The organism is Trujillonella endophytica, from assembly GCF_900110555.1.
Taxonomy (GTDB): domain Bacteria; phylum Actinomycetota; class Actinomycetes; order Mycobacteriales; family Geodermatophilaceae; genus Trujillonella; species Trujillonella endophytica.
Window position 1 is genome coordinate 1 of the sequence record NZ_FOEE01000012.1, and the last position, 26,652, is coordinate 26,652.

A 26,652-nucleotide genomic window follows, 5' to 3' on the forward strand; every position below is an offset into this window, starting at 1 on the left:
GCTGGTTGGCTACGTTCGGCAGGGATAACCGCTGAAAGCATCTAAGCGGGAAGCTCGCTTCGAGATGAGGTCTCTCACCGGGTCAACCGGGTAAGGCCCCCGCCCAGACCAGCGGGTTGATAGGCCGGAAGTGGAAGCACCGCAAGGTGTGGAGCTGACCGGTACTAATAGGCCGAGGGCTTGACCACACAACCCACTTCCAACCACGAACACCGTGGCTGTCGAAGAACCACGCGTCCACTGTGCAGCTCTGAACGAACGACCACCCCCGTCGTTCCGTGCCGCCCCCCGCGATCGGGGCCGGCCGCGGAACCGCGGAAGGGGTCGACAAGTTCACAGAGTTACGGCGGTCATGGCGAGAGGGAAACGCCCGGTCCCATTCCGAACCCGGAAGCTAAGCCTCTCAGCGCCGATGGTACTGCCCTGGAGACGGGGTGGGAGAGTAGGACACCGCCGGACAACCATTCCCAGATAGGGCCCCAGCCAACCGGCTGGGGCCCTATCTGCATTCCCCCACCCCACCCCGCACCACCGCACCCCCCGCGCAGAAGCGCAACATTGCACCGCGCAGAAGCGCAACATTGCACCGCGCAGAAGCGCGGAGTTGCACGGTGCGGAAGCGCGGAGTTGCACGGTGCGGAAGCGCGGAGTTGCACGGTGCGGAAGCGCGGAGTTGCACGGTGCGGAAGCGCAGAGTTGCACCGTGCAGAAGCGCAGAGTTGCACCGCGCAGAAGGGCGTAATTGCCCTTGTGGTCAGCGGCGGCGGTTCTCCTTGGTGGTCGCGCCGACGTTGTCGGCGAGCCAGGAGTTGAGCGCCACGAGGTCGCGCCAGGCGGTCCGCACCCGGTTGAGCGCCTCGCGCTCGTGCAACCAGGGGGCCGGCTCGAACTGGCGGGCGACCGAGAGCGACCGGTGCCGCAGCAGTGCGGCGCGGTCGCCGTCGTCCACGGCGAAGCCCGTCGGGGTCCGCGTCAGGCGGTCGCCGCCCACCTCCCAACCGGCGGCGGTCAGCCGCGCGACCTCGCCGGCGAGCCGCCGGCCCTGCACGTCGTCGACGACCGCCCGCCGGTAGCGCGCCACCTGGTCGGACTCCAGGCGCCAGCAACCCCCGGCGACCCGGAGGCCGTCGGCCGAGACCTGCACGTACCAGGCCCCCGCACCGCGCCCCGGGGGCTCGACGACGGCGCCCTGGTGCGTCTTGTACGGCGTCTTGTCGTTGCTGAAGCGCACGTCCCGGTAGGGGCGGAAGAGCTTGGCCGGCCCGAACTCGGAGGCGAGCTCGTCGGCCAGTGCCTGCAGCGGCCCCCGGACGCAGGACTCGTACACCGCGCGGTGCTGCGTCCAGTAGGTCTTGCTGTTGTCGGCCTCGAGGCCCTCGTAGAAGACCAGTCCCTCGTCGGGGAAGCCGTCGAAGGTCACCGCACGCCCTCCCCGTCGAGCTCCGCGTGCCACCGCACCTCGCGCAGCGGCTCGTCACCGGTGTCCAGGGTGCGGGCCCAGCCGGCGCGAGCCCACCCGGCGGACTCCAGGAAGCGCGCCGTCACCTCGTCCGCTTCCGCCACCCACATGCTCAACCGTGCGGCGCCGGTGGCGCCGGCCAGGTCGGCGACCGCGGCCAGGAGTCGGCTGCCGTGCCCGCGGCGGCCCCAGCGCGGCTCGACCAGCAGGATCGCGAGCTCCGTGGTGGGCCCGTCCGCCGACGCCGGCTCACCGGGGTCCACCTCGGGCGGGCCGTAGGCGGCGAAACCGACCACGGTCGCCCCGTCGAGGGCGACGACGACGCCGTGTGCCGGTGTGGGCGGGCGGACCACCGTCGCCCGCCAGACCTCCGCTGCGGCGGCTTCGTCCCACTCGTCGAGCACGTCCGCTGGAAGCACGGAGCGGAACGCCGTCCGCCAGGTGACCGCCTGCACGCGCGCCATGTCCGGAGCGTCGTCGGGGCGGGCCGGGCGGACCGAGACGGCGGCGTCGCCGGTCAGCCGGGGGAAGCGGGGCGGTTCCACCCCGGCAGCGTAGGCGCAGGTGGCGGCGCGACTGTCGGACCCGGCAGGCAGGATCGGCAGCCGTGAGCGCTTCCGCCGTCGACCGGCTGCCCGCCCCCCTGGCGCGGCGGATCGCGCTGGCGGCCCAGGGCGTGGCCGACCCCCGGCCGACCGGGCCGACCGACAGTCGCCGGCTCCGGCGGGTGGCCGATCGGGTGGGCGTCGTCCAGATCGACTCGGTGAACGTCCTCTCCCGGTCGCATTACCTGCCGTTCTTCAGCCGGCTCGGGGCCTATCCGAGGGCGGCACTCGACGACTTCGCCGGGCGCCGGCACGAGCTGTTCGAGTACTGGGCGCACGAGGCGTCCTACCTACCGGTCCGGCTCCACCCGCACCTGCGGTGGCGCATGGCGGCCGCGGAGGAGCACGCCTGGGGGAACATGATCGCGGTCCAGCGCGACCGGCCCGGGTACGTGACCGAGGTGCTCGACCGGGTGCGCGAGCGGGGGCCGACGAAGGCGAGCGAGCTGCTGGAGACCCGGCGCGAGCAGCCCGGCACGATGTGGAACTGGCATCCGGCGAAGGTCGCGCTCGAGTGGTTGTTCTTCACCGGGGCGCTCACCGCCCGCAGCCGCACGGCCGGCTTCGAGCGGGTGTACGACCTGACCGAGCGGGTGCTGCCGCCTGCTGTCGTTGCCGCCCCGACCCCGGAGCCGGCCGCCGCGTTCCGGGAGCTGGTGCGGACGGCCGCGCGCGCCCTGGGCGTGGCGACCGAGCGGGACCTGCGCGACTACTTCCGGCTGCGGCCCGAGGCGGCGCGGACGGCGATCGCGGAGCTCACCGAGGCCGGCGAGCTGCTGCCCGTGCGCGTCGACGGCTGGGCCGCGCCAGCGTGGCTGGACCCGGCCGCGCGCCGTCCCCGCCGGGCCACGGCACGCGCGCTGCTGAGCCCCTTCGACTCGCTGGTGTGGGAGCGGCCGCGGGTGGAGCGGCTCTTCGGCTTCCGCTACCGCCTGGAGATCTACACGCCGGCGGCGCAGCGCGTGCACGGCTACTACGTGCTGCCCTTCCTCCTCGGCGACCGGCTCGTCGCCCGTGCGGACCTCAAGGCCGACCGCCGGTCCGGGGCCCTGCTCGTGCAGGCCGTCCACGGCGAGGACGGCATCGACCGCGCCGAGGTGGCGGTCGAGCTGGCGGCCGAGCTCGGGCTGATGGCCGACTGGCTCGAGCTCGACCGGGTCGTCGTCGTCGGAGCGGGGGACCTGGCCGCGGACCTGATCGCCGCCTCGGTCGTCGCGCCCTGAGCGGCGCGGGCGTTCCGTCGCACCCGGCCTCTACTCTCGGGGACGTGGTGGGGACTCCCGGGGCGCCGGTCGACACGCAGTACGAGGACCTCCTGCGACGGGTCCTGGAGGAGGGCACGCCGAAGGCGGACCGCACCGGCATAGGTACCGTCAGCCTCTTCGGGGAGCGGCTGCGCTACGACCTCTCGGCCGGGTTCCCCCTGCTGACGACGAAGAAGGTGCACCTGCGCTCGATCGTCGTCGAGCTGCTGTGGTTCCTCCGCGGCGAGAGCAACGTCGCCTACCTGCACGAACACGGCGTCTCGATCTGGGACGAGTGGGCCTCGCCCACCGGCGAGCTGGGCCCGGTCTACGGCGTGCAGTGGCGCTCCTGGCCCACGCCGTCCGGCGAGCACGTCGACCAGATCTCCGCCGTCCTGGAGACCCTGCGCCGCGACCCCGACTCCCGCCGCATGCTGGTCTCCGCGTGGAACGTCGCCGCCATCCCCGAGATGGCGCTGGCCCCGTGCCACACGCTGTTCCAGTTCCACGTCGCGGGCGGGCGGCTGTCCTGCCAGCTCTACCAGCGCAGCGCCGACATGTTCCTCGGCGTGCCGTTCAACATCGCCAGCTACGCGCTGCTCACGCACATGGTCGCCGCGCAGGTCGGCCTCGAGCCCGGCGACTTCATCTGGGTGGGCGGCGACTGCCACGTCTACGACAACCACCACGAGCAGGTGCGCGAGCAGCTCTCCCGCCCGGCCCGGCCGTTCCCGACGCTGGAGCTGGCGCCGGCGCCGTCGCTGTTCGACTACACCGTCGAGCACGTCGGCATGCGCGGTTACGACCCGCACCCCGCCATCCGCGCCGCCGTCGCCGTCTGACCGCAGCGCAGATGGACGCGGCGCGGGCGGGCGTCTCGCTGATCTGGGCCCAGGCCCACGACCGGGTCATCGGCGCCGGCGGCACGCTGCCGTGGCACCTCCCCGAGGACCTACGGCTGTTCCGCGAGCTCACCAGCGGGTGCACGGTGGTGATGGGCCGGCGCACCTGGGAGTCGCTGCCCGAGCGCGTCCGCCCGCTGCCCGGTCGCACCAACGTCGTCCTCACGTCCGATCCGCGGTGGCGGGCCGACGGCGCGGATCGGGCGTCCTCGGTGGACGAGGTGCTGGACCGGCATCCCGACTGCTGGGTGATCGGCGGCGGCGCGGTGTACGCCGCGTTCCTGCCGCACGCCGTTCGCGCCGTGGTGACCGAGGTCGACCTGGCGGTGGCCGGCGACACCCTGGCCCCGGCGTTGGACGCGCAGTGGCGGCGGGTGTCGCGCACCCCGGCCGAGGGCTGGACGACGTCGCCGTCCACGGGCCTGCGGTACGCCATCGCGGACCACCGGCGCGCAGCCGCCCCGCACGGCGGATGACCATGACCCCGCTGGGTAGATTCTCCCCATGACCAGCGACCCCGCCCGGCCCTTCGGGCGCGTGCTCTCGGCGATGGTCACCCCGCTCGCCGAGGACGGCTCCATCGACCTCTCCGGCGCCCAGGAGCTGGCCGCCCACCTGGTCGACCGCGGCGCCCACGACGGTCTCGTCGTCGCCGGGACGACGGGGGAGTCCGCGACGCTCAGCGACGCCGAGCAGCGCGCCGTGCTCGAGGCGGTGCTCGACGCCGTCGGCGACCGCGCCGTCGTCCTCGCCGGGGTCGGCACCAACGACACCGCGCACTCCATCGAGAAGGCCCGGGACGCCGCACGCCTGGGCGCGCACGGCCTGATGGTGGTGACGCCGTACTACAACAAGCCCCCGCAGGAGGGCCTGCTGCGGCACTTCACCGCGGTGGCCGACTCGACCGACCTGCCGGTGATGCTCTACGACATCCCGCCGCGCACCGTCGTGCCGATCGAGGTCGAGACGCTGGTGCGCGCCGCCGAGCACCCGCGGATCGTCGCGGTCAAGGACGCCAAGGGCGACCTCGGCGCCGTGGCGTGGACCCTGGCCCGCACCGACCTCGTCTACTACAGCGGCGAGGACATGCTGAACCTGCCGCTGCTGGCGCTGGGGGCCGTCGGCGTGGTCAGCGTGGTCGGGCACCTGGTGGGTCCCCGGCTGGCCGAGCTCGTGGCCGCCGTCGAGTCCGGCGACCTGGTCAAGGCCCGCGCGGTCAACGAGAGCCTCCTGCCCGTCTACACCGGCATCTTCCGCACCCAGGGCGTCATCCTGGTGAAGGCGGCGTTGAACGCGCTCGGCCTGCCCGCCGGGCCCGTGCGACCGCCCCTGGTCGACGCCACCCCCGAGCAGCTCCAGCAGCTGCGCACCGAACTCGCCGCCGGAGGCGTCACCCTGTGAGTGCACCCACCCAGCCGCACCTGGACCTCAAGACGCCGCCCCCGCTGCCGGACGGCGGCCTGCGGGTCATCGCCCTCGGCGGGCTCGGCGAGATCGGCCGGAACATGGCCGTCCTCGAGTTCGACGGGCGGCTGCTGGTCATCGACTGCGGCGTGCTGTTCCCCGAGGCCGAGCAGCCGGGCATCGACCTGATCCTCCCGGACTTCGGCGTCATCGAGCACCGGCTCGACGACATCGACGCCGTGATCCTGACCCACGGGCACGAGGACCACATCGGCGCGCTGCCCTACCTGCTCCGGCTCCGGGCGGACATCCCGCTGGTCGGGTCCCGGTTCACCCTCGCCCTGGTCAAGGCGAAGATGCGCGAGCACCGCATCGATCCGGTGCTGGTCGAGGTGGCCGCCGGCGACGACCACCTCGCCGGGCCGTTCCACTGCGAGTTCATCTCGGTCAACCACTCGATCCCCGACGCCCTGGCCGTCGCGGTGCACACCCCCGCGGGGCTGCTGGTGCACACCGGTGACTTCAAGATGGACCAGCTCCCGCTCGACGGCGTGCTGACCGACCTCGGCGCGTTCGCCCGGCTCGGCATCGAGGGCATCGACCTGCTGCTGTCGGACTCCACCAACGCCGAGGTCCCGGGGTTCGTCACCAGCGAGCGGGCGATCGGCCCCGTCCTGGAGGACGTCTTCCGCCGCGCCACCCAGCGGCTGATCGTCTCGAGCTTCGCCAGCCACGTGCACCGCATCCAGCAGGTCCTCGACGCCGCGCACACCCACGGCCGCAAGGTCGCCCTCGTCGGCCGCTCGATGGTCCGCAACATGGGCGTGGCCCGCGATCTCGGCCTGCTGCGCATGGCGCCGGGGCTGATGGTGTCCCTCGACGAGGCGACGTCGATGCCGCCCGAGCAGGTCGTGCTGATCAGCACCGGCTCGCAGGGGGAGCCGCTGTCGGCGCTGGGGCGGATGGCACGCGGCGAGCACCACCAGGTGACCATCGAGGCCGGCGACACGATCGTCCTGGCGTCGTCGCTGGTGCCCGGCAACGAGACCGCCGTCTACAAGGTGATCAACGGGCTCGCCCGGCTGGGCGCGACCGTGATCCACAAGGAGACGGCGATGGTGCACGTCTCCGGGCACGCGCCGGCGGGGGAGCTGCGCACGCTACTCAACGTCGCCAAGCCGCGCTACCTGATGCCGGTGCACGGGGAGTGGCGCCACCTGCGCGCCCACGCCGCGCTCGCCGAGCAGACCGGGATGAGCGCCGACCGCGTCATCCTCGCTGAGGACGGCGTCGTCGTGGACCTCGTCGACGGCAAGGCGCAGATCGTCGGCTCCGTGCCGATCGGCAACGTCTACGTCGACGGGCTCAATGTCGGCGACGTCGGCGAGGAGTCGCTGCAGGAGCGGCGCATCCTCGGCGACGAGGGCTTCGTGGCGCTCACCGTCGTCGTCGAGCCCTCGACCCGCACGATCGTCCGGCCGGTGCACCTGTCCACCCGGGGCTTCTCGGGGAACCCGTCGGCCTTCGACGAGGCGCTGCGCCTGGTCGAGGACAACCTCAAGCGCACGCTGGCAGACGGCGAGGTCGACGCCCATCGGCTCGCGCAGGTGATCCGCCGGACGGTCGGCAAGTGGGTGAGCGACACCTACCGCCGCCGTCCCATGATCATCCCCACGGTCCTCGAGGTGTAGCGGAGTGCCGGAGTGCAGGAAACCTGCGCTCCGGCACTCCACTCAGCCACGGCGCACCTCGATCGGCGGGATGGCCTCGGCGGTGGGGAGGTCGAAGCCCCACACCTGGGCGTAGAACGACAGCTCGCCGTCCAGGGCGGCGCGGATGTTCTCCGCCCGGCGGAAGCCGTGCTGCTCGCCGGGGAACAGCAGGTAGGCGTGTGGCACGCGCCGCGCGCGCAGGGCCGCGACGATCGCCTCGGCCTGCTCCAGCGGCACGATCCGGTCCTCCTCGCCCTGGAAGACCGCCAGCGGGGTGTCGAGCGTGCCCACGTGCGAGATCGGGGAGCGCTCGGCGTAGACGTCGGCCCGCTCCGGCCACGGCGAGACCAGCCCGTCGAGGTAGCGGGACTCGAACTTGTGCGTGTCCCGGGCAAGTGCGCCGAGGTCTGCGACGCCGAAGTGGCTCGCTCCCGCCGAGAACGTGCCCGGGCGCATCGCCAGCGCCGCGAGGGTGGTGAAGCCACCCGCCGAGCCGCCGCGGATCGCCATCCGCGCGGGGTCGACCCGCCCGGAGTCGGCGAGGAACCGCGCGCACGCGATGACGTCGTCGAGGTCGACCTCGCCCCACCGGCCCTGGAGTGCGTCGCGGTAGCGCCGGCCGTAGCCGGTCGAGCCGCGGTAGTCGACGTCGGCGACGCAGAACCCGCGCGAGGTCCAGTACTGGACGTCGAGGTTCAGCACCGGGGTCGCCGACGCGGTCGGGCCGCCGTGCACGACGACGAGCAGCGGGGGCAGGTCGCCTTCGGGGGCGCGGACGCCGGGGTTGGCCGGCGGGTACACCAGCGCGTGGGCGCTGCCGATGCCCGTGCCGCCGTCCGGCGTGGGGAAGGAGACGTGCTCGGGGCGGGAGAACCAGGCCGGGTCCAGACCCAGGTCGCGCGCGGGGCGCAGCACCCGGGCGCCGGAGCCGTCGAGCGGCACGCTCAGCACCACCGGCTCCGCGGACGGGCCGCCGGCGACGCAGGCCACGGCGTCCCCGGCGGCGCGCAGCGCCCGGAAGGCGGTGTACCCGGGCGTCGGGAGCTCGCGCAGCCCGCCCGAGGGGTCCCGGAGGGTGAGCCGTTCGCCGTCGTCGGCTCGGACGTCGACGACCACGCGGCCGCCGGGGAAGAGCGCGATCCGGCTGGCCCCCAGCTGCCACTGCGGCCCGGCGAGGTCGGCACCCACGTCCAGCACGGGCTCCACCGCGCCGTCCGGGCGGCGGCGGTACAGCGCCCAGACGTCGGTGCGGTCGCAGAAGAAGAGCAGGCCGCCGTCGGGCTCCCACACCGGCTGGACCACCGACTCGCCCGGCCCGCCGGCGACGACCGACTCGGTGCCGTCGGGCGACCGCACCATCAGCTGCGCGGCGTCCCACGGCATCCGCGGGTGGTCCCACTGCAGCCAGGCCAGCTCGCCGGAGGGCCCGGGCCGCGGGTCGGACACGAAGTCCGGTCCGCTGACCAGGACCTCGACCGCACCGTCGGCAGCGACCCGCACCAGCTCGTTCACCACGTCGACCGCGGCACCCGAGGCCGCGTGGCTCTCCCGCACCGCGAGGACGCCGCCGGGCACCGGGTGCAGGTCGCCGAACCGGACGCCCGAGGGGATCCCCGGCTCCGGCGTGACCGCGACCGGGGCGGAGTCGCCGGGGGCCAACCGGTAGAGCCGCTGGTCGGTGAACTCCGTGAACCACAGGTCGCCGTCGGCCACCGTCCAGGCCCCGCCGCCGTACTCGTGCACGCGGGTGCGGGCGTTCCACGGCGGCGGGAGGACGTCGGTGACCGAGCCGTCGGCGGAGCGCCGGACCAGCGCCGACCGACCCGCCTCGCCGGGTCGTGACTCCGACCACCAGATGTCGTCCCCGTCCACGACCACCTCGCCCAGGCGGGCCGCCGCCCGCACGACCAGCGCCGAGGTGATGGGGGTGGGCCAACTGCCGAAGGGCGCCGTGGCCGGGTTCGTCATGGGCCGACCGTATGCGGGGGACACGTCCGTCCGCCTGCCCGGGCGGGGGCCTCCGCGGGCTTACCGTCTGACGCATGCCTGCGCGCGGAACGACGACCCGCCCCGCGGCCGGTCGGGGTGCCGCCCGCGGCCGCTCGGGGTCCACGGCGAGCCGGAAGCGGCCGCCGGTCAAGGGCGGGCGCAAGCCCGCCGCCCGGACCGCGGGCGCCCGCAAGGCCCCGGCCCGGCAGCAGTCCGGGCCCGGCGCGGCAGCCTCCGTGTGGCGGATGGTCAGCGGCGGCTGGGGGCTGCTGGCCCGCGGTGCCGGCGGCCTGGCCCGCTCGGTCGCCCGCCCGGAGGAGACCGAGCCGCTGGCGCCCGAGCACCGGCGCGACGGCGTCGGCCTGGCCGTCCTCGGTCTCGCCGTCGTCCTCGGGGCGGCCGCCTGGACCGACGGCATCGGCCCGGTCGGCACCGGGCTGGCCGACGGCGTGCGCTTCGGTGTCGGCGCGCTCGTGCTCGTGCTGCCCGTCGTCCTGCTGTTCGCCGCGCTGCGACTGCTGCGTCGCGGTCCGCGCCCCGAGGCCCGCGGGCGGCTGCTCATCGGCTGGGCCTGCGCGCTGCTGTCCGTCGTCGGCGCCGCCCACGTCATCGCCCTCGACGCCGACATGGCCGCGACCGACCCCGGCGCCGGAGGCCTGCTCGGCTGGGCGGTCGGCACCCCGCTCGCGGCCGGGGTGGGCCGCGCCGTCGCCGTCGTCCTGCTCGTGCTGCTCGCCGTCTTCGGCCTGCTCGTCATCACCGCCACCCCCGTGCACCAGGTGCCCGAGCGGCTGCGCGGCTGGCTGGACCGGGTCCTCGGGCGCGAGGAGTACGACGAGGACTACGACGAGGACGAGGACTACGACGACGAGGCGGCCCTCGAGGAGGCGCCGAAGCGGCGCGGCCGCAAGGCGCTGGCCGAGGACCTGCTGGCCACCGGCCCGGTCATCGACCACGCAGCCCTGGCCGATGCGCCCGACGCCACCCGCACCACCGGTCCCGACCACACCGAGCTCCCGACGGGCCTTCCGCCGGTGCCCCCGCCGGCCGCGCGCCCCAAGCCGGTCGACCGCACCGCGCCGCCGGAGGACCTGCCGCCCATCGACGAGCCGCAGCAGCTCACCATCCAGCCGGTCGAGGGCAACTACACGCTGCCCCCGCTGTCGATGCTGCGGCCGGGCACGCCCCCGCGGGCGCGCTCGCAGGCCAACGACACCGCCATCGAGGCGATCACCGGCGTGCTCGAGCAGTTCAACATCGACGCCGCCGTCACCAGCTACACGCGCGGTCCGACGGTCACCCGGTACGAGATCGAGCTGGGCAACGCGGTCAAGGTCGAGAAGATCACCGCGCTGACGAAGAACCTCGCCTACGCCGTCGCCAACGACAACATCCGGATCCTCGCCCCCATCCCGGGCAAGTCCGCGGTGGGCGTCGAGGTGCCCAACACCGACCGCGAGACCGTCAGCCTCGGCGACGTCATGCGCTCGACGGCCGCCAAGCAGGACCCGCACCCGATGCTGGTCGGCCTGGGCAAGGACATCGAGGGCGGCTTCGTCTGCGCCAACCTCGCGAAGATGCCGCACCTGCTGGTCGCCGGCGCGACCGGCGCCGGCAAGTCCAGCTGCATCAACTCGCTGCTGACCTCGCTGCTGCTGCGGGCCACCCCGGACCAGCTGCGGATGATCCTGATCGACCCGAAGATGGTCGAGCTCACGCCCTACGACGGCATCCCGCACCTGATCACGCCGATCATCACCGACCCCAAGAAGGCCGCCACCGCGCTGGCCTGGCTGGTCGAGGAGATGGAGCAGCGCTACCAGGACATGCGGGCCACCGGCGTCCGGCACATCGACGACTTCAACCGCAAGGTCGAGCGCGGCGAGATCACCGCCCCGCCCGGCAGCGAGCGGATCTACCAGCCCTACCCCTACATCCTCACGATCGTCGACGAGCTCGCCGACCTCATGATGGTCGCCCCCCGCGACGTCGAGGAGTCGATCGTCCGGATCACGCAGAAGGCCCGCGCTGCCGGCATCCACCTGGTGCTCGCCACGCAGCGGCCCTCGGTCGACGTCGTCACCGGCCTGATCAAGGCCAACGTGCCCTCGCGGCTGGCCTTCTCCACCTCCAGCCTCACCGACAGTCGGGTCATCCTCGACCAGCCGGGCGCGGAGAAGCTGATCGGCATGGGCGACGCCCTGTTCATGCCCATCGGGGCCGGCAAGCCGGTGCGCGTGCAGGGCGCCTACGTCTCCGATGCCGAGATCGAGTCGGTCGTCGAGTTCTCCAAGCGCCAGGCCGAGCCGGAGTACCGCGAGGAGGTCTTCACCGCGGCCGCGGCCGAGAAGAAGGAGATCGACGAGGACATCGGCGGCGACCTGGACCTCCTCGTCCAGGCCGTCGAGCTCGTCGTCACGAGCCAGTTCGGGTCGACGTCGATGCTGCAGCGCAAGCTGCGGGTGGGCTTCGCCAAGGCCGGCCGGCTGATGGACCTCATGGAGACCCGCGGGATCGTGGGCCCCTCCGAGGGCTCCAAGGCCCGCGACGTGCTCATCAAGCCCGACGAGCTGGAGGGCACGCTCTTCCTGCTCCGCAACGGCGGGGGAGCAGAAGGCTGAACGTCACCTCGCGTCCACCCGACGGGCGCGGAGGTGGCGACTACGATGGCCCGGTGACACCTCCGCTCCGCCCTGCCCGCACGGTGGCGGTGGTGACCCTCGGGTGCGCCCGGAACGAGGTCGACTCCGAGGAGCTGGCCGGCCGGCTGCTGGCCGACGGGTACTCCCTGGTCGAGGACGCCGAGGGCGCCGACGCCGTGCTGGTCAACACCTGCGGCTTCATCGAGACGGCCAAGAAGGACTCGGTCGACGCGATCCTCGCCGCCACCGACTCCGGCGCCGAGGTGATCGCCGTCGGCTGCATGGCCGAGCGCTACGGCTCCGAGCTCGCCGGCGCGCTGCCCGAGGCGACGGTCCTGGGCTTCGACGACTACGCGGCCATCGGCGACCGGCTCGACGACGTGCTCGCCGGCCGCCCGCTGGTGCCGCACACGCCGCGCGACCGCCGCACGCTGCTGCCGATCAGCCCGGTCGACCGCACGGCCGCGGTGGCCGCGGAGTCGGCCCCGGCCATCCCCGGCCACGGCTGGGTGCAGCGCAAGAGGCTGGCCACCGGCCCCACGGCAGCGGTGAAGCTCGCCTCCGGCTGCGACCGCCGCTGCGCCTTCTGCGCCATCCCCGCCTTCCGCGGCGCCTTCGTCTCCCGCCCCCCGGCCGAGGTGCTCGGCGAGGCGCAGTGGCTGGCCGGGCAGGGCGTCACCGAGCTCGTGCTGGTCAGCGAGAACTCCACCTCCTACGGCAAGGACCTCGGCGACCTGCGCACGCTGGAGGGTCTGCTGCCGCAGCTGGCCGCGGTCGAGGGGATCGCCCGGGTGCGCGTCGCCTACCTGCAGCCCGCGGAGCTGCGGCCCGGCCTGCTCGACGTCATCGCGACGACGGCCGGCGTCGCGCCGTACTTCGACCTGTCGTTCCAGCACTCCTCGCCCTCGCTGCTGCGCCGCATGCGCCGCTTCGGCGGCACCGAGGACTTCCTCCGGATCATCGAGCGGGCGCGCGAGCTGGCCCCTCCGGCGGGCTTCCGCACCAACGTCATCCTCGGCTTCCCCGGCGAGACCGAGGACGACGTCGCGGAGCTCGAGCGCTTCCTCGTGGCCGGCCGCCTGGACGCGGTCGGCGTGTTCGGCTACTCCGACGAGGAGGGCACCGAGGCGGTCGGCCTGCCCGGCAAGCTCGACCAGCACGAGATCGACGCGCGCGTCCGCCGGATCACCGACCTGGTGGAGGAGCTGACCGCCCAGCGCGCCGAGGACCGGATCGGCGAGCGGGTCGAGGTGCTGCTCACCGAGGACCTCTCCGCCGCCGAGGGCCCGGGCGTCTGGCTCGGCCACGCCGCCCACCAGGACCCCGACGCGGACGGGACGACGACGGTGACCGGCGTCCCCGCCGGCGCCGTCGCCGGTCAGCTCGTCGCGGCCGAGGTCGTGGACACCGAGGGCGTCGACCTGGTCGCCGCCGTGGTGGTGCCCGCGCTCTCCCCGGCGGGACGCTGAGCACCGTGAGCGACGTCGCCCCCGACCCGGCAGCGACCCCGGTCCAGTCGGTGCGGCTGGTGAACGTGCCGAACGCGCTGACCGTGCTGCGGCTGGCCGTGGTCCCGGTGTTCGCGGTGCTGCTGCTGACCGACGGCGGGCTGGACGAGAGCCAGCGGTACTGGGCGACGCTGTTCTTCGGGCTGGCGATCATCACCGACCGCTACGACGGGATGATCGCCCGCCGCACCGGCCAGGTCACCGAGTTCGGCAAGCTGGCCGACCCGATCGCCGACAAGGCCCTCACCGGCGCCGCGCTCATCGGCCTCTCGGTGCTCGAGCTGCTGCCGTGGTGGGTGACCGTCGCCATCCTGGTCCGCGAGGTCGGGGTCACGCTGCTGCGGTTCTGGGTGATCCGGCACGGGGTGATCGCCGCCAGCCGCGGCGGCAAGGCCAAGACCGTCGTCCAGGCGCTGGCGATCGCGCTGTACCTGCTCCCGCTGACCGGCCTCCTGGCCACCGCCCGCTGGTGGGTCATGGCCGCGGCGCTGGTGCTCACCCTCGTCACCGGGCTGGACTACGTGGTCCGCGCGCTCTCCCTGCGGCGCACCAGCGCCCGGGCGATGCAGGCGGCGGTCGCCCGGCGCACCGCCGCCGGCACCGGTGAGACCGGCGAGCGCACCGACACCGCCGCGTAGTCCCGGGAAGGCTCCGGCCGGGCCCGGGCGTTACGCCATGAGCGGACGCGGCCGGGATGGGCGGACTCCCGTCACGGGCGCCGCGTACCGTGAGCGCACGGCGTCCCCCGGGGCGTCGCCGCTTCCGCACAGGCAGGACAGGAGACGGCCATGACGCTGTTGCGCACCCAGCTCGGGAACACCCTCCGCGGGCACCGGCTGCGGCAGCGGCGCACCCTGCGCGACGTCTCCGGCGTCGCCCGCGTCAGCCTCGGCTACCTCTCCGAGGTCGAGCGGGGGCAGAAGGAGGCCTCCTCCGAGCTGCTCGCCTCGATCTGCGACGCGCTGGAGCTGGAGCTCGCCGACCTGCTGGCCGAGGTGAGCCTCGAACTGCGCGTGTCCGACGGGGGCCTGCGCCCGGTCCCGCCGGCCGCCGCGGGCGCGCTGCCGGCCGCCGACGACGCGGCCGAGGCCGCCGACGTCCCCGCCGGGGAGCCGGCCCTGGCCCTGGTCGGCGCGGGTCAGGCGCCGTCGGCCTCCGCGGCGCTGCGCCGTGGCGAGGCGGTCTCGCTCGCCGCCTGACGGGGGACCCGGCCATGATCGCCGCGTGAGCCGGCCCGTCGTGAACCGGACGCGGTTGGCGCTGCTGCGGGGTGCGGCCGCCGCCTTCGCCGACACCGGGCTGCGGGCCACCACGATGCAGGCGGTCGCGGCGGCCGCGGGCGTGGCGAAGGCGACCCTGTACAACCACTTCCGCACCAAGGACGACGTCGTCCGGGCCCTGCTGTCGGCCGAGCTGGCGAGGCTCGCCGTGGAGTCGGCCGCGCTCGTCCCGGAGGAGGCGCTGGTGCTGCTCGCCGACGCCGTCGCCGACCATCCGGTGCTGCGCACGATGGCGCGCACCGACCCCGCCGACCTGGCGGAGCTGCTGGGTGCGGGCGCCGAGCGCTGGTCGGCGGGGACCGGCACCCTGGCCGAGGTGCTCGACACCGATGCCGACACCGCCGAGACGATCGCCCGCTGGCTGCTGGGCCTGGTGTTCCAGCCCGCCGATCCGCCGGCCCGCCGGCGTCAGGCGCGCCGGCTGGCGCTCCTCCTGCACCCGCCCGGCTGAGCCCGCCCCGTCCGTGCGGCGGACCGGTCGCCGTGCCATGGTGGGTGCTCTGCCGTGTCGCAACGGAGCGGCCGGCGTGCCCGGAACCCGGGAGCGCGCGTTGCGGTACCTCTTCCGACCCCCGGCCACCGACGGCGCCGCGCTCCTGGCCCTGCCCTGGCACCGGCCGCTGGAGGAGTGGGACCCCGCCCTCACCATCGACGTCCCGCAGCGCGGCATCTCCCGCCACGTCGTCCGCTTCGTCGCCGCCGAGGGGCACGTCTACGCCCTCAAGGAGATCGCGGAGTCGCTGGCCCGCCACGAGTACGCGCTGCTGAGCCAGTTCGAGGAGGAGGGGCTGCCGGCCGTCTCCGTGCTCGGCATCTGCGTGGACCGGCCGGGCGACCAGCAGGCGATCCTGGTGACGCGCTACCTCGAGTACTCGATGTCCTACCGGTACCTGTTCTCGCGGCCGAGGGGCGACCACTCCGCCGAGCAGCTCCTGGACACGATGGTGGTGCTGCTCGTGCGGCTGCACCTGGCGGGCATCTTCTGGGGTGACTGCTCGCTGTCCAACACGCTCTTCCGGCTCGACGCTGGCACGCTCGCGGCCTACCTGGTCGACGCCGAGACGGTCGACCGGCAGCCCTCGCTGTCCCCGGGGCGCCGGCTCTACGACGTCGAGCTGGCCCGCGAGCGCGTCGGCGCGGAGCTGCTCGACCTGCAGTACGGCGGCCTGCTGCCCGAGGGGATCGACCCGATCGAGGTCTCGGAGAGCCTGCCGCAGCGCTACGCCGTGCTGTGGGAGGAGGTGACCCGCGAGGAGGTCTTCTCCCGCGAGGAGCAGCGCTACCGCGTCGCCGAGCGGCTCCAGCGGCTCAACGACCTCGGCTTCGACGTCGGCGAGGTGGAGCTCCTCGACACCCCCGAGGGCGTGCGCCTGCGCGTGGAGACCCGGGTCTCCGAGCCCGGCGGCAACCGCCGCGAGCTGTTCCGGCTGACCGGCCTGGAGGTGCAGGAGCGGCAGGCGCGGCGGCTGCTCAACGACATCCGGGCCTTCCGCGCCTACCTCGAGCAGAAGACCGGTGGGCCGGTCCGCGAGACCGTCGCCGCCCACCAGTGGCTGGCCGAGGTCTACCAGCCGGTCGTCGACGCGATCCCGCCCGAGCTGGCCGGCCGGCTGGCCCCCGCGGAGGTCTTCCACGAGGTGCTGGAGCACCGCTGGTTCCTCTCGGAGCGGGCCGGACGGGACGTCGGCACCAGCACGGCGGCGCGCTCCTACGTCGCGACGGTGCTCCCTCGGACGCCGGAGGAGCTCACCACGCCGTCGGTCATCGCGAAGCGACCCTGACCACCACGGATGTCCGGTCACGTATCGAGAACGACCGACTTGCGCACGCCTGTGACGAGGGCCACGGTAGCGAGGCGGTGATCGACGACGCTCGCCGAGGACGGAGGCGATGACGGGTGCCAGACCGGAGACGCAGAGGACTCGGCGGCGGGGCGGCGGCGATCGTGCTGGCCTCCACGCTGGCCGGGTGCGGCAGCGACGAGAGCGGGCCGCCGACACTGACCTGGTACATCAACCCGGACTCCGGCGGGCAGGCCTCGATCGCGGAGGCCTGCACCGATGACGCCGGCGGCCGCTACACGATCGACACCGAGGTGCTGCCACGCGATGCCGCGGGGCAGCGGGAGCAGCTGATCCGCCGGCTCGCGGCCGAGGACTCCTCGATCGACATCATGAGCCTGGACCCGCCGTTCGTCCCGGAGTTCGCCGAGGCCGGCTTCCTGGCCCCGGTCCCCGAGGACCTCCAGGAGCGGACCACGGGGGGCGTGGTCCAGGGCGCCGTCGACGGCGCGACCTGGAACGACGAGATCGTCGCCGTCCCGTTCTGGGCCAACACCCAGGTGCTCTGGTACCGGCTGTCGGTGGTCGAGGCGGCCGGCCTCGACATGACCCAGCCGGTCACCTGGGAGCAGATCGTCGAGGTGGCCGAGGAGCAGGGCGTGCTGATCGGCGCGCAGGGGGCCCGGGCCGAGTCGCTGACCGTCTGGGTCAACGCGCTGATCGAGTCCGCCGGCGGGCACATCATCGAGCAGAACGCGGACGCGCCGGAGGACATCGAGCTCGGTCTGGACACCGAGGCCGGGCAGCGAGCGGCGGAGGTCATGCGCCTGGTCGCCGACTCCGACGCGGCGGGAGCCGCGTTCTCCACCGAGAACGAGGACGCCTCCGCCACCGGCTTCGAGGGCGACAACGGTGGCTTCCAGGTCAACTACCCGTTCGTCTACCCGCGCGCCGTGGAGACCGTGGGTCAGGAGCTCGCCGACGACTACGGCGCGGCCGTGTACCCGCGGGTCGACGCCGACACCCCCGCCGCACCGCCGCTGGGCGGGATCGACCTCGGGGTGGGCGCGTACAGCGAGAACGTGGATATCGCCTTCGAGGCGGTCGAGTGCATCCGCTCGGAGGAGAACCAGATCGCCTACTTCATCAGCGACGGCAACCCCGCGTCGCTGGCGTCGGCGTTCGACGACCCGGAGGTGCTCGACAAGTTCCCCATGGCCCCCGTCATCCGGGAGTCCCTCGAGCTGGCGGCCCCGCGGCCGCAGTCGCCGTACTACAGCGAGATCACCGGCGGCATCCAGGCGAGCTACCACTCGCCGGCGTCGGTGGGCCCGCAGACCGCCGCCGACGCGACCGAGTTCATCACGGCCGTCCTGGCAGGAGAGCAGCTGCTATGAGCCAGACGACACTCCCCCCGGCGGAGAAGACCCAGCCCGTCTCCGCTCCGCACGGCACGATCAGCGACCGCGCGAAGGCCGAACGCAAGCTGGGCTGGATGCTGGCCGGCCCGGCGTTCTTCGTGATGCTGGCCGTCACGGCCTACCCGATCCTCCAGGCCACCTACGACTCGCTGTTCTCCTACCGGCTCACCGACCCGGACAACCGCTCGTTCAACGGCCTGACCAACTACTGGGTCATCCTCACCGACGAGCTGTGGTGGAAGTCCCTGGGCGTGACGATGCTCATCACCGTCGTCACGGTCGCCGTGGAGCTCGTCCTGGGCTTCGCCCTGGCGATGGTGATGGCGAAGGCGCTACGGGCGATCCGGCCGGTGATCCGGGCCGCGATCCTCATCCCGTACGCGGTCATCACGGTCGTGTCCGCCTTCGCCTGGCAGTTCGCCTTCGACATCAACACCGGCTTCGTGAACAGCTGGTTCGCGTGGCTGCCCGGGGTCGCCTCCGACACGGACTGGTTCGGCGGCACCGGGACGTCGCTGTTCGTCATCTGCCTGGCCGAGATCTGGAAGACGACGCCCTTCATCTCTCTGCTGCTGCTGGCGGGGCTGGCGCAGGTGCCGGAGGTGCTCCAGGAGGCCGCCAAGGTCGACGGAGCGACGTGGTGGCAACGGCTGTGGAAGGTCACCCTGCCGAACATGAAGGCGGCGATCATGGTCGCCCTGCTCTTCCGGACCCTCGACGCGTTCCGGGTCTTCGACAGCATCTTCGTGATGACCAACGGGGCGAACAGCACCGAGTCGGTCTCGTTCCTGGCCTACCGGCAGACGATCTCGCGGCTGGAGATCGGCCTGGGCTCGGCGGTCTCGGTCCTGCTGTTCATCTGCGTGATGTTGCTGGCGGCCGTGTTCATCAAGGGCTTCAAGGTCGACCTGGCGTCTGCGAGGGGTGAGTGATGTCGCGCAAGGAGAAGACCTGGTGGTGGGTCGCGGGCATCGCGATCCTCGTCTACTGCCTGTTCCCCATCGCATGGATCGTCTCGGTGTCGTTCAAGCCGCCGGCCGACCTCAACAGCGGGGGCTTCCTCCCGGACAACGCGACCTTCGACAACTACCGGACGATCCTCACCGGCAACGCCAAGGACCTGTTCCGGCCCGCGCTGCGCAACAGCTTCGGGATCTGCCTGATCGCCACGGCGATCTCCTGCCTGCTGTCGATGTTCGCGGCGTACGCCATCGCCCGGCTCGACTTCCCCGGCAAGAAGCTCATCCTGTCGACCGCCCTGGTGGTGGCGATCTTCCCGGTCATCTCGATCGTCACGCCGCTGTTCAACGTGTGGCGGCAGATCGGCCTCTACGACACCTGGCTCGGGCTGATCATCCCGTACCTGTCGCTCACGCTGCCCATCTCGATCTGGACCATGTCGGCCTTCTTCCGGGAGATCCCGTGGGAAATGGAGCAGGCGGCCCAGGTGGACGGCGCCACGACCTGGCAGGCGTTCCGCAAGGTGATCGTCCCGCTGGCCGCGCCCGGCGTCTTCACCACGGCGATCATCGCGTTCTTCATCGCGTGGAACGACTTCGTCTACGGCATCTCGCTGACCTCGACGGACGCCGCCCGGCCGGTGCCCGCGGCGCTCGGCCTCTTCTCCGGCGCCTCGCAGTTCGAGGATCCGACCGGCGCGATCGCCGCGGCCGCGGTCATCGTGACCATCCCGGTCGTCGTCCTGGTCCTGCTCTTCCAGCGGCGGATCGTCGCCGGGCTCACCAACGGCGCGGTCAAGGGCTGACGCGCGCCATGCCCCTCAGCTGCACGGCCCCGACTCCCCAGCCCCCCACTCCCACGACCTCCCGAGGGGACGAGAACTGATGGCCTCCATCGAGATGCGCAACATCGTCAAGCAGTACGGCGACGGGTTCCCGGCGGTCAACGACGTCAGCCTGGACATCGCCGACGGCGAGTTCATGATCCTCGTCGGCCCCTCCGGCTGCGGGAAGTCGACGCTGCTGCGGATGATCGTCGGCCTCGAGGACATCACCAGCGGCGACATGATGATCGGCGGCAAGCGGGTCAACGACCTCGCCCCGCGCGAGCGCAACCTGTCGATGGTGTTCCAGAACTACGCGCTCTACCCGCACATGACGGTGTTCGAGAACATCGCCTTCCCGCTGCGCCTGGCCAAGACCCCGGACGACGAGGTCCGCCGCCGCGTCACCGAGGCCTCCGACGTCCTGGAGCTCGGCGAGCACCTCGAGCGCAAGCCGGCCAACCTCTCCGGTGGTCAGCGCCAGCGCGTCGCCATGGGCCGGGCCATCGTGCGCCAGGCCGAGGCGTTCCTCTTCGACGAGCCGCTGTCCAACCTGGACGCCAAGCTGCGCGGGCAGATGCGCACGGAGATCTCCCGGCTGCAGCGCCGGCTGGGGATCACCACCGTCTACGTCACCCACGACCAGACCGAGGCCATGACCCTCGGGGACCGGGTGTGCGTGCTGCGGAAGGGCAAGATCCAGCAGGTCGCCTCGCCGCGGGAGCTCTACGAGCAGCCGGTCAACCTGTTCGTGGCCGGGTTCATCGGCTCGCCGCCGATGAACTTCCTGCCGGCGACCCTGGAGGGCGGCAACCGCCTGTCGACCCCCTTCGGGCCCATCGAGCTCGAGGAGAAGCGCGCCGCCGCGCTGCAGGGCAAGGGCGACGTGCTGCTCGTCGGCATCCGCCCGGAGTACTTCGAGGACGCCTCGCTGGTCGACGAGGCCAAGCGGCCGAAGGGCTCGGTGTTCACGGCGCGCGTCGACGTGACCGAGTGGCTCGGGGACTCCCAGTTCGCCTACATCCCCTACGAGGCGCCCGACGCGATCCGCGACCAGCTGCGCGACCTGTCGCGGGAGCTGGACTCCGAGGAGCTGCGGACGCAGGCGATCGTGTCGATCGACGCCACCAGCCGGATCCGGGAGGGCCGGGAGGCCGAGTTCTGGCTCGATTCCCGCAAGGTGCACGTGTTCGACCCGCAGACCGGCGAGAACCTCACCCGTGACGCCGAGGCCGGTGCCCGGCTCACCGAGATGGCCAACGAGGACCGCCTGGAGCAGGTCGAGCACGCCCAGACCACCGGCCAGACGGTCGGCGGCGGTGGCGGTGGCTTCGGTGACACCGGCGGAGGGGGCGGGGGCGGCGCCACCCGGGCCGGGGCCGCCTAGCGGCCCGGCCGCAGGTCCCTGCGGGCGTCGAGCTCGGCCCGGGTCGGCGGATCGGCGACGGCCCGGGTGCAGTTGAGGGCGGCGACGAGCGCGGCCTCGTCCACGACGGCCACCAGTTCGTCGTCGGTCAGCTCCGCCAGGGCCGCCCGGGTGGCCACGCCCCGGCGGAGCAGCCCGGCGAACAGCCCGGCCGCGAGGGAGTCCCCGGCCCCGACGGTGTCGACCACGGGGACCTGCGGGATCTCCCGCTTCAGCAGCGGCCGCCCGGGCCGGGCGACCCGCAGCGGCCGGCCGCCGTCGGTCATGAGCACCAGCGCCGGCCCCCGCTCGGCCCAGACCGAGGTGCCGAGGTCCGGGTCGGCGCCGGGGTGCAGCCAGGCGAAGTCCTCGGTGCTGACCTTGACGACGTCCGCGTGCAGCATGAGGCGCTGCAGCCGCCGGCGGACCGCGTCCGCGTCGTTGCCCAGCGAGGCGCCCACCGGCCCCTCGGCGAGCATGGGGCGGATGTTGGGGTCGACGCTGACCAGCAGCGTGCCGCTGACGCGCTCGACCAGGCGGGCGATCGCCTCGCAGCCCGGCGGCGTCCAGGCCGAGATCGACCCGACGTGCAGGATCGCCGTGGTCCCCGGCAGCGCCGCGGCCAGCTCGTCGTCCGTCCACTGCCAGTCCGCGGCCCCGGCGACGTGGAAGCCGTACTCGGCGGAGCCGTCGTCGCCCAGCCCGACGACGGCAAGGCTCACCGGCTCGGTCGCCGCCACGAAGCGGCCGACGTCGACGCCGGACTGCTCCGCGTGCCGGCGCAGCGGCGCGGCCAGCGGGCCGGTGCCCAGCCGGGCCAGGAGCGTGACCGGGGCGCCGAGCCGGGCGGCGGCGACGGCGACGTTGAGCGCGTTGCCCCCCGGGGCGGCCACGTAGCGCGGCGCCGTGCCGTGCGGTCCCGCGTCGCCGCCGGGATCGGGCAGCAGGTCGACCACCAGCTCGCCGAGCACGGTCAGGGAGGGCTCGCCGTCGACCATCGGCCGAGCCTAACGGCGGCGGGCGGTCCGCCGGCGCCGCGCGCGGAGGCGCGGGCTCTGGTGGTGGCGGAGCGGACGCACCTGGGACGATGGGGAAGACGACGATCGCCGTGCCCGCGCGGGTGCCCCGCGGGGTGCGCGCCGGCGACAGACAGCGGAGGACCCATGCCCAACCCGTTCGTGAAGCTCTGGAAGTACCTCACTGCGTCGGCCAACGCGAAGATCGACGAGAAGGCCGACCCGAAGATCCAGATCGCCCAGGCGATCGAGAGCGAGCAGCAGCGCCACCAGGCGCTGGCCAACCAGGCCGCCGCGGTGCTGGGCAACCAGCGGCAGCTGGAGATGCGCCTGAACCGGCAGCTGGGCGAGGTCGAGAAGTTGCAGGCCTCCGCGCGCCAGGCGCTGGTGCTGGCGGACCAGACGCGGGCCACGGGCGACGAGCCCAAGGCCGCGGAGTACGAGAACGCCGCGCAGGCCTTCGCCACCCAGTTGGTCGCCGCCGAGCAGTCGATGGAGGACCTCAAGCGCAGCCACGACGAGGCGCTGCAGGCGGCGGAGCAGGCCCGGAGCGCGGTCGAGACGAGCCGGATGCGCCTGCAGACGACGCTCGCCGAGCGCACCAAGCTGATGAGCCAGCTCGAGCAGGCCAAAATGCAGGAGCACGTGGCCGCGTCGATGCGGCAGGTCAACGAGCTCTCGGCGCCGGGCAACACCCCGAGCCTGGCCGAGGTCCGCGACAAGATCGAGGCCCGCTACGCCAACGCCCTGGGGCAGGCCGAGCTCGCGCAGAGCTCGGTGGAGGGCCGGATGATCGAGGTGCAGAAGGCGACGCTCGACGTGGCCGGCGCCTCGCGCCTCGACCAGATCCGCGCCTCGATGGGCGGGGAAACTCCCGCGGTGACCGCCGGTGCGGCCCCCGTCGCGCTCGACAAGGGCGAGTCGCCGGCGGCGATCGAGGAGGGGCAGACCGTCCAGCAGCCCGACGCCGCGCCCGTGGCGGAGCCGGTGAAGCGCCCCGAGGGCGCCTGAGCAGCACCCGCAAGCGCATCGCGGCGGTCTCCGGTCGACCGGAGGCCGCCGTTGTGCGTCCCGTGGTGACCGGCCCGGGGTCGGCTAGCCCGGGGTGGCCAGCGGGCGGGGCCGGCCCTGCTCACCGGTGCGGGCCGCGGGGTCGATGGGGGAGCGCGCCGCCTGGCAGTTCGGGCACCAGTAGGTGACGCGCTCCTGCAGCTCCGGCCCCTGGTCGCCCTGGAGGATCGGCGTCCCGCAGCGCCGGCACGGCTTGCCCTTGCGCCCGTAGACCCAGTGGTCGAAGCCCCTGCGCATGTCCCCGGTGGTGCTCTGCTCGGGGTGGTCGCGGTTGGCCAGCATGAGGGTGCGCGCGCGGGTCACCAGCGGTTCGAGGCGGTCGTCGACGTCGGTCACCCGCGCCCACGGATGCACGCCGGTGAGGAAGAGCGACTCGACCTTGTAGAGGTTGCCGGGGCCGCAGAGGTTGCGCTGGTCGAGGACGGCGACGCCGACCTCCTCGTCGGGGCGGGCGCGCATCCGGCGCAGCGCCTCGTCGAGGTCCCAGTCGGGGCCCAGGACGTCGGGGCCGAGGTGTCCGACGAGCTGGTCCTCGTGCTCGGTGGGCACGAAGGCCATGTCGTGCAGCCGGTAGCCGACGCACTCCCACTCGTCGGTGGCCAGGATCGCGCGGACGGCGAATGCGGGGCCGCCCCGCCACTTCGCGCCCGGCCGGTAGACGTGCCAGCTGCCGTCCATCCGGTAGTGCGTGCGCAGGGTCCAGCCGTCGTCCAGCCGGATGAGCATGTGCTTGCCGCGGGGCACGACCTCGCGCACGGTCCGGCCGGCGAGGTCGGTCGCGGCCAGCTGGGGAACGCGGAGCTCGCCGCGGCGCAGCGTGGCGCCGGCCAGCGCCTGGTGCATGCGCTTGGCCGCCAACCAGACGGTGTCTCCCTCGGGCACGCCCCCAGTGTCCCTGGTGCCCGACCGGCGCGGCTGCTGCTGTCAGTGGTGGTGACTGTCAGTGGTGGTGGTGATGGTGCTCGGCGGCGTGGTCGTGCCGGCGCTCTCCCACGCCCTCCGCGGCCGGCTGCACCCCGGGAGCGAGTGAGGCGCCCGCTGCGCCCAGGCGCTCGGTGAACGCCCGGAGGTCGCGCACCGTGCGGCACTCCACGACGGTGTCGCAGTGGGCGGCATACCGACCGATGACCGAGTCGCCGGTGTTCCACGACTCCCGGGGTTCCGGGTTCAGCCAGTGCACTGCCCCCGCCGCCCGGCGCACGGTGGCGAGTGCCTCGGTCCGCGGGTCGAGGTCGTTGTTGCGCGCGTCCCCGAGCACCAGGACCGTCGTCCGCCGGGTGAGCTGGGACGCGAACCGCTCGGCGAAGCCGGACAGGGCGTTGCCGTAGTCGCTGCGTCCGTTGAGCCAGACGCCGGCTCCGGCCTTGTTGAGCAGGCGCGCGATGTCGGTGGGGTCCTCGGCCCGGCCGATCAGGTCGGTGACCTCCTCGATGTCGTCGACGAAGGCGAAGCTGCGGATGGAGGTGAACTCGGAGCGCAGCGCGTGGATCAGCTGCAGCGTGAAGGTGGCGAAGGTCGACACCGACCCGGAGATGTCGGCGAGGACGACGAGTTGCGGCTTGGCCGGGTGCGGCCGGCGGAACACCGGTGTCACAGGGACGCCGCCGGTGCTCATCGCGGTGCGCACGGTGCGGCGGACGTCGAGCGCGCCGCGGCGCCGGCGCCGACGGCGTTCGGCCATCCGGGCGGCCAGGGAGCGGGCGAGCGGTCCCAGCGCCGTGCGCATCGCCGCCACCTGCAGCGACGACGCACCCAGGAACGCCATGTTCTCGGGCAGCGGCGTCCGCAGCTTCCGGGCGACGTCCTCCGCCCCCCGACCGGCCACCAGACGGCGACGGATCTCGGTATCCAGCGCCAGACCGAGCCGCTGCACCTGCGCCTGGGCAGCGAGCAGGGCGACCTCGGACGGCACCCCGTCCCCGTCGGGTCCGGGGTCCGCTGCGGCCGCGAGGCGGGTCGCGATGCCGTTGGAGTCGATCATGCGCAGGGCCCGGTACAGGTTGTAGGTCGCGTCCTGGGGCCGGGCGGGGTTCACGGCGCCGTGCCGGTCGACCACCACGCGGGCGAGGGCGCGCAGCAGGGCCGCGTCCTCCTCCCGCAGGCTTCGCACCAGCAGGTCGCGCAGGGCCTCGTCGTCGAGGTGCTGGAGGCCGCCCGGCGCGCCGCGCCGCCCACTGTGACCGCTGCCGCCGTCGCCGTCGCCGTCGCCGTCGTCGCTTGTGGCGGGATCGGTTGCGTCGCCGTCGCCCTCGGTGGTTCCCCGGTCGTCGTCCTCGCCGTCGGCCGTCCCCTCCTGCAGGGCGAAGAACGTGTCGAAGACGGTGTCGAAGACCGTGAGGTGTCCGGCGTCCTTGATCAGGACCGCACGCAGAGCAACCCGCACCGCGCCCCGGTCGAGGACATCGATGCGGGTCAGCGCGCGAGCGGCGTCGACGACGGCGCTCACGGGGACCGGCACGCCGACCTCGCGCAGCTCGGCGACGAGGCCCTCCAGGGCCGTCAGCACGGGAGGTCCGAGCTCACCGTGGCCTCGTGTCCCGGGCGAGCCGCGTGCCCGCCAGCTCGATGTCGCTCTGGTGCTTGAGCAGCACGTGCAGGTGCCGCAGCAGAGCCTCGCCGTCGACGGTCTCGACGCCGAGCAGGACCAGCGTCCGCGCCCAGTCGATCGTCTCCGACACCGAGGGCCGCTTCTTGAGATCCATCTGGCGCAGGCCGGCGACCCCGGTCGCGACCTGGCCGGCCAGCCGGTCGGAGATCCCCGGTACGCGGGCGAGGACGATCTCCCGTTCCCGCTCGGGCGAGGGGTAGCCGACGTGCAGGAACAGGCACCGGCGCTTGAGCGCCTCGGACAGCTCGCGGCTGTTGTTCGAGGTCAGGAACACCAGGGGGCGCCGGCGGGCGGTCACCGTGCCGAGCTCCGGGATGGAGACCTGGTAGTCGGAGAGGATCTCGAGCAGCAGCGCCTCGGTCTCGACGTCGAGGCGGTCGACCTCGTCGATGAGGAGGACGACGTCGTCCTCGGCCCGGATCGCCTCCAGCAGCGGCCGGCGCAGGAGGTAGTGCTCGCTGAAGATGTCGTCCTCGACGTCCGCCCACTGCTCGCCGCCGGGTCCGCCGACGCCGCCCGCCTGGATGCGCAGCAACTGCTTGCGGTAGTCCCACTCGTAGAGGGCCTTGGCCTCGTCGAGCCCCTCGTAGCACTGCAGCCGGATCAGGCGGGCGCCGGTGAGCCGAGCGACCGACTTCGCCAGCTCGGTCTTGCCGGTGCCGGCCGGTCCCTCGACCAGTACGGGCTTCTCCAGCGCCGCGGCGAGGTGGACGGTCCCGGCGATGGTCTCGTCGGGCAGGTACCCCGCGGCGCGCAGCCCCTCGGCCACGGCGTCGGGGGTCGCGAGGACCGCGGGTGGCTCGGCGAACGGTTCGGACATCG

Annotated in this window: 23 protein-coding genes and 2 rRNA genes; 18 read left to right on the forward strand and 7 right to left on the reverse strand. The window is 73.4% G+C overall.

The annotated features are described in order from the left end of the window. Positions 1-188 (forward strand): 23S ribosomal RNA (locus BMY88_RS17285); the annotation flags it as partial. A 154-nt stretch (positions 189-342) separates the two neighbouring features. Further along, positions 343-459: ribosomal RNA gene (rrf, locus tag BMY88_RS17290) — 5S ribosomal RNA — on the forward strand. 295 nt (positions 460-754) lie between these two features. On the opposite strand, the gene BMY88_RS17295 is transcribed toward rrf, so the two are convergent. Then, the gene (locus BMY88_RS17295; RefSeq protein WP_091946357.1) at positions 755-1,420 is read right to left on the reverse strand and encodes a DUF2461 domain-containing protein; all 666 of its coding nucleotides are present in this window, start codon (positions 1,418-1,420) and stop codon (positions 755-757) included. Beyond that, entirely contained in the window at positions 1,417-2,004 is a 588-nt protein-coding gene (locus BMY88_RS17300; RefSeq protein WP_244524755.1) for a GNAT family N-acetyltransferase, read from the reverse strand. The genes BMY88_RS17295 and BMY88_RS17300 overlap by 4 nt, the downstream gene beginning before the upstream one ends. 62 nt (positions 2,005-2,066) lie before the next feature. Here BMY88_RS17300 and BMY88_RS17305 point away from each other — a divergent pair, with 62 nt between their 5' ends. The 5 genes from BMY88_RS17305 to BMY88_RS17325 are packed head-to-tail and all read left to right on the forward strand — an operon-like array spanning position 2,067 to position 7,305. Beyond that, on the forward strand, positions 2,067-3,287 hold the full coding sequence (locus tag BMY88_RS17305; RefSeq protein WP_170861156.1) for a winged helix-turn-helix domain-containing protein: 1,221 nt from the start codon (positions 2,067-2,069) through the stop codon (positions 3,285-3,287). A gap of 44 nt (positions 3,288-3,331) precedes the next feature. Next, positions 3,332-4,150 (forward strand): thymidylate synthase, encoded by an 819-nt coding sequence (locus BMY88_RS17310; protein ID WP_428978323.1) that lies wholly within the window; start codon positions 3,332-3,334, stop codon positions 4,148-4,150. A gap of 11 nt (positions 4,151-4,161) precedes the next feature. After that, positions 4,162-4,686 (forward strand): dihydrofolate reductase, encoded by a 525-nt coding sequence (locus BMY88_RS17315; protein ID WP_091946363.1) that lies wholly within the window; start codon positions 4,162-4,164, stop codon positions 4,684-4,686. Positions 4,687-4,714: 28 nt separating this feature from the next. Further along, positions 4,715-5,611 (forward strand): 4-hydroxy-tetrahydrodipicolinate synthase, encoded by an 897-nt coding sequence (dapA, locus tag BMY88_RS17320; RefSeq protein WP_091946366.1) that lies wholly within the window; start codon positions 4,715-4,717, stop codon positions 5,609-5,611. Beyond that, positions 5,608-7,305 carry a ribonuclease J gene (locus tag BMY88_RS17325; RefSeq protein WP_091946369.1) on the forward strand — a complete coding sequence of 566 codons (1,698 nt, stop codon included), beginning with the start codon at positions 5,608-5,610 and terminating at the stop codon, positions 7,303-7,305. Before dapA ends, BMY88_RS17325 begins: the two co-directional genes overlap by 4 nt. Positions 7,306-7,347: 42 nt before the next feature. On the opposite strand, the gene BMY88_RS17330 is transcribed toward BMY88_RS17325, so the two are convergent. Next, positions 7,348-9,294: an alpha/beta hydrolase family protein gene (locus BMY88_RS17330; protein ID WP_091946371.1), complete on the reverse strand. Its 1,947-nt coding sequence runs from the start codon at positions 9,292-9,294 to the stop codon at positions 7,348-7,350. A 74-nt stretch (positions 9,295-9,368) separates the two neighbouring features. Here BMY88_RS17330 and BMY88_RS17335 point away from each other — a divergent pair, with 74 nt between their 5' ends. The 10 genes from BMY88_RS17335 to BMY88_RS17380 all read left to right on the forward strand — a co-directional run bounded on the left by BMY88_RS17335 (position 9,369) and on the right by BMY88_RS17380 (position 21,117). Then, the gene (locus BMY88_RS17335) at positions 9,369-11,936 is read left to right on the forward strand and encodes a DNA translocase FtsK (RefSeq protein WP_091946375.1); all 2,568 of its coding nucleotides are present in this window, start codon (positions 9,369-9,371) and stop codon (positions 11,934-11,936) included. 53 nt (positions 11,937-11,989) lie between these two features. Further along, entirely contained in the window at positions 11,990-13,426 is a 1,437-nt protein-coding gene (locus BMY88_RS17340; RefSeq protein ID WP_091946378.1) for a MiaB/RimO family radical SAM methylthiotransferase, read from the forward strand. A 5-nt stretch (positions 13,427-13,431) separates the two neighbouring features. Further along, a complete protein-coding gene (pgsA, locus tag BMY88_RS17345; RefSeq protein WP_244524756.1) occupies positions 13,432-14,103 on the forward strand; it encodes a CDP-diacylglycerol--glycerol-3-phosphate 3-phosphatidyltransferase in 672 nt (223 codons plus the stop codon). Positions 14,104-14,253: 150 nt separating this feature from the next. Further along, positions 14,254-14,664 (forward strand): helix-turn-helix domain-containing protein, encoded by a 411-nt coding sequence (locus BMY88_RS17350; RefSeq protein WP_091946382.1) that lies wholly within the window; start codon positions 14,254-14,256, stop codon positions 14,662-14,664. A gap of 25 nt (positions 14,665-14,689) precedes the next feature. Beyond that, complete coding sequence (locus BMY88_RS17355; RefSeq protein ID WP_244524757.1) at positions 14,690-15,196, forward strand: TetR family transcriptional regulator; 507 nt, start codon at positions 14,690-14,692, stop codon at positions 15,194-15,196. 76 nt (positions 15,197-15,272) lie between these two features. Further along, complete coding sequence (locus BMY88_RS17360; protein ID WP_244524758.1) at positions 15,273-16,526, forward strand: DUF4032 domain-containing protein; 1,254 nt, start codon at positions 15,273-15,275, stop codon at positions 16,524-16,526. Between the two features lie 116 nt (positions 16,527-16,642). Beyond that, positions 16,643-17,923: an extracellular solute-binding protein gene (locus BMY88_RS17365; protein WP_091946388.1), complete on the forward strand. Its 1,281-nt coding sequence runs from the start codon at positions 16,643-16,645 to the stop codon at positions 17,921-17,923. Further along, positions 17,920-18,879, forward strand: coding sequence for a carbohydrate ABC transporter permease (locus BMY88_RS17370; RefSeq protein ID WP_091946391.1), 960 nt, complete (start codon positions 17,920-17,922; stop codon positions 18,877-18,879). The genes BMY88_RS17365 and BMY88_RS17370 overlap by 4 nt, the downstream gene beginning before the upstream one ends. Continuing rightward, positions 18,879-19,712 carry a carbohydrate ABC transporter permease gene (locus tag BMY88_RS17375; RefSeq protein ID WP_091946395.1) on the forward strand — a complete coding sequence of 278 codons (834 nt, stop codon included), beginning with the start codon at positions 18,879-18,881 and terminating at the stop codon, positions 19,710-19,712. The genes BMY88_RS17370 and BMY88_RS17375 overlap by 1 nt, the downstream gene beginning before the upstream one ends. A 79-nt stretch (positions 19,713-19,791) precedes the next feature. Next, the gene (locus BMY88_RS17380) at positions 19,792-21,117 is read left to right on the forward strand and encodes an ABC transporter ATP-binding protein (protein ID WP_244524759.1); all 1,326 of its coding nucleotides are present in this window, start codon (positions 19,792-19,794) and stop codon (positions 21,115-21,117) included. Here the strand turns inward: BMY88_RS17380 and BMY88_RS17385 are convergent. Then, entirely contained in the window at positions 21,114-22,133 is a 1,020-nt protein-coding gene (locus BMY88_RS17385) for a PfkB family carbohydrate kinase (RefSeq protein WP_091946398.1), read from the reverse strand. The two genes, BMY88_RS17380 and BMY88_RS17385, sit on opposite strands and share 4 nt — an antisense overlap. Positions 22,134-22,298: 165 nt before the next feature. Here BMY88_RS17385 and BMY88_RS17390 point away from each other — a divergent pair, with 165 nt between their 5' ends. Further along, positions 22,299-23,162, forward strand: coding sequence for a PspA/IM30 family protein (locus tag BMY88_RS17390; protein WP_091946401.1), 864 nt, complete (start codon positions 22,299-22,301; stop codon positions 23,160-23,162). 84 nt (positions 23,163-23,246) lie between these two features. On the opposite strand, the gene BMY88_RS17395 is transcribed toward BMY88_RS17390, so the two are convergent. The 3 genes from BMY88_RS17395 to BMY88_RS17405 are packed head-to-tail and all read right to left on the reverse strand — an operon-like array spanning position 23,247 to position 26,650. Beyond that, entirely contained in the window at positions 23,247-24,104 is an 858-nt protein-coding gene (locus BMY88_RS17395; RefSeq protein WP_091946405.1) for a DNA-formamidopyrimidine glycosylase family protein, read from the reverse strand. A gap of 58 nt (positions 24,105-24,162) precedes the next feature. Beyond that, positions 24,163-25,728: a VWA domain-containing protein gene (locus tag BMY88_RS17400; RefSeq protein WP_091946408.1), complete on the reverse strand. Its 1,566-nt coding sequence runs from the start codon at positions 25,726-25,728 to the stop codon at positions 24,163-24,165. Between the two features lie 13 nt (positions 25,729-25,741). Beyond that, complete coding sequence (locus BMY88_RS17405; RefSeq protein ID WP_091946411.1) at positions 25,742-26,650, reverse strand: AAA family ATPase; 909 nt, start codon at positions 26,648-26,650, stop codon at positions 25,742-25,744. Positions 26,651-26,652: the final 2 nt, after the last annotated feature.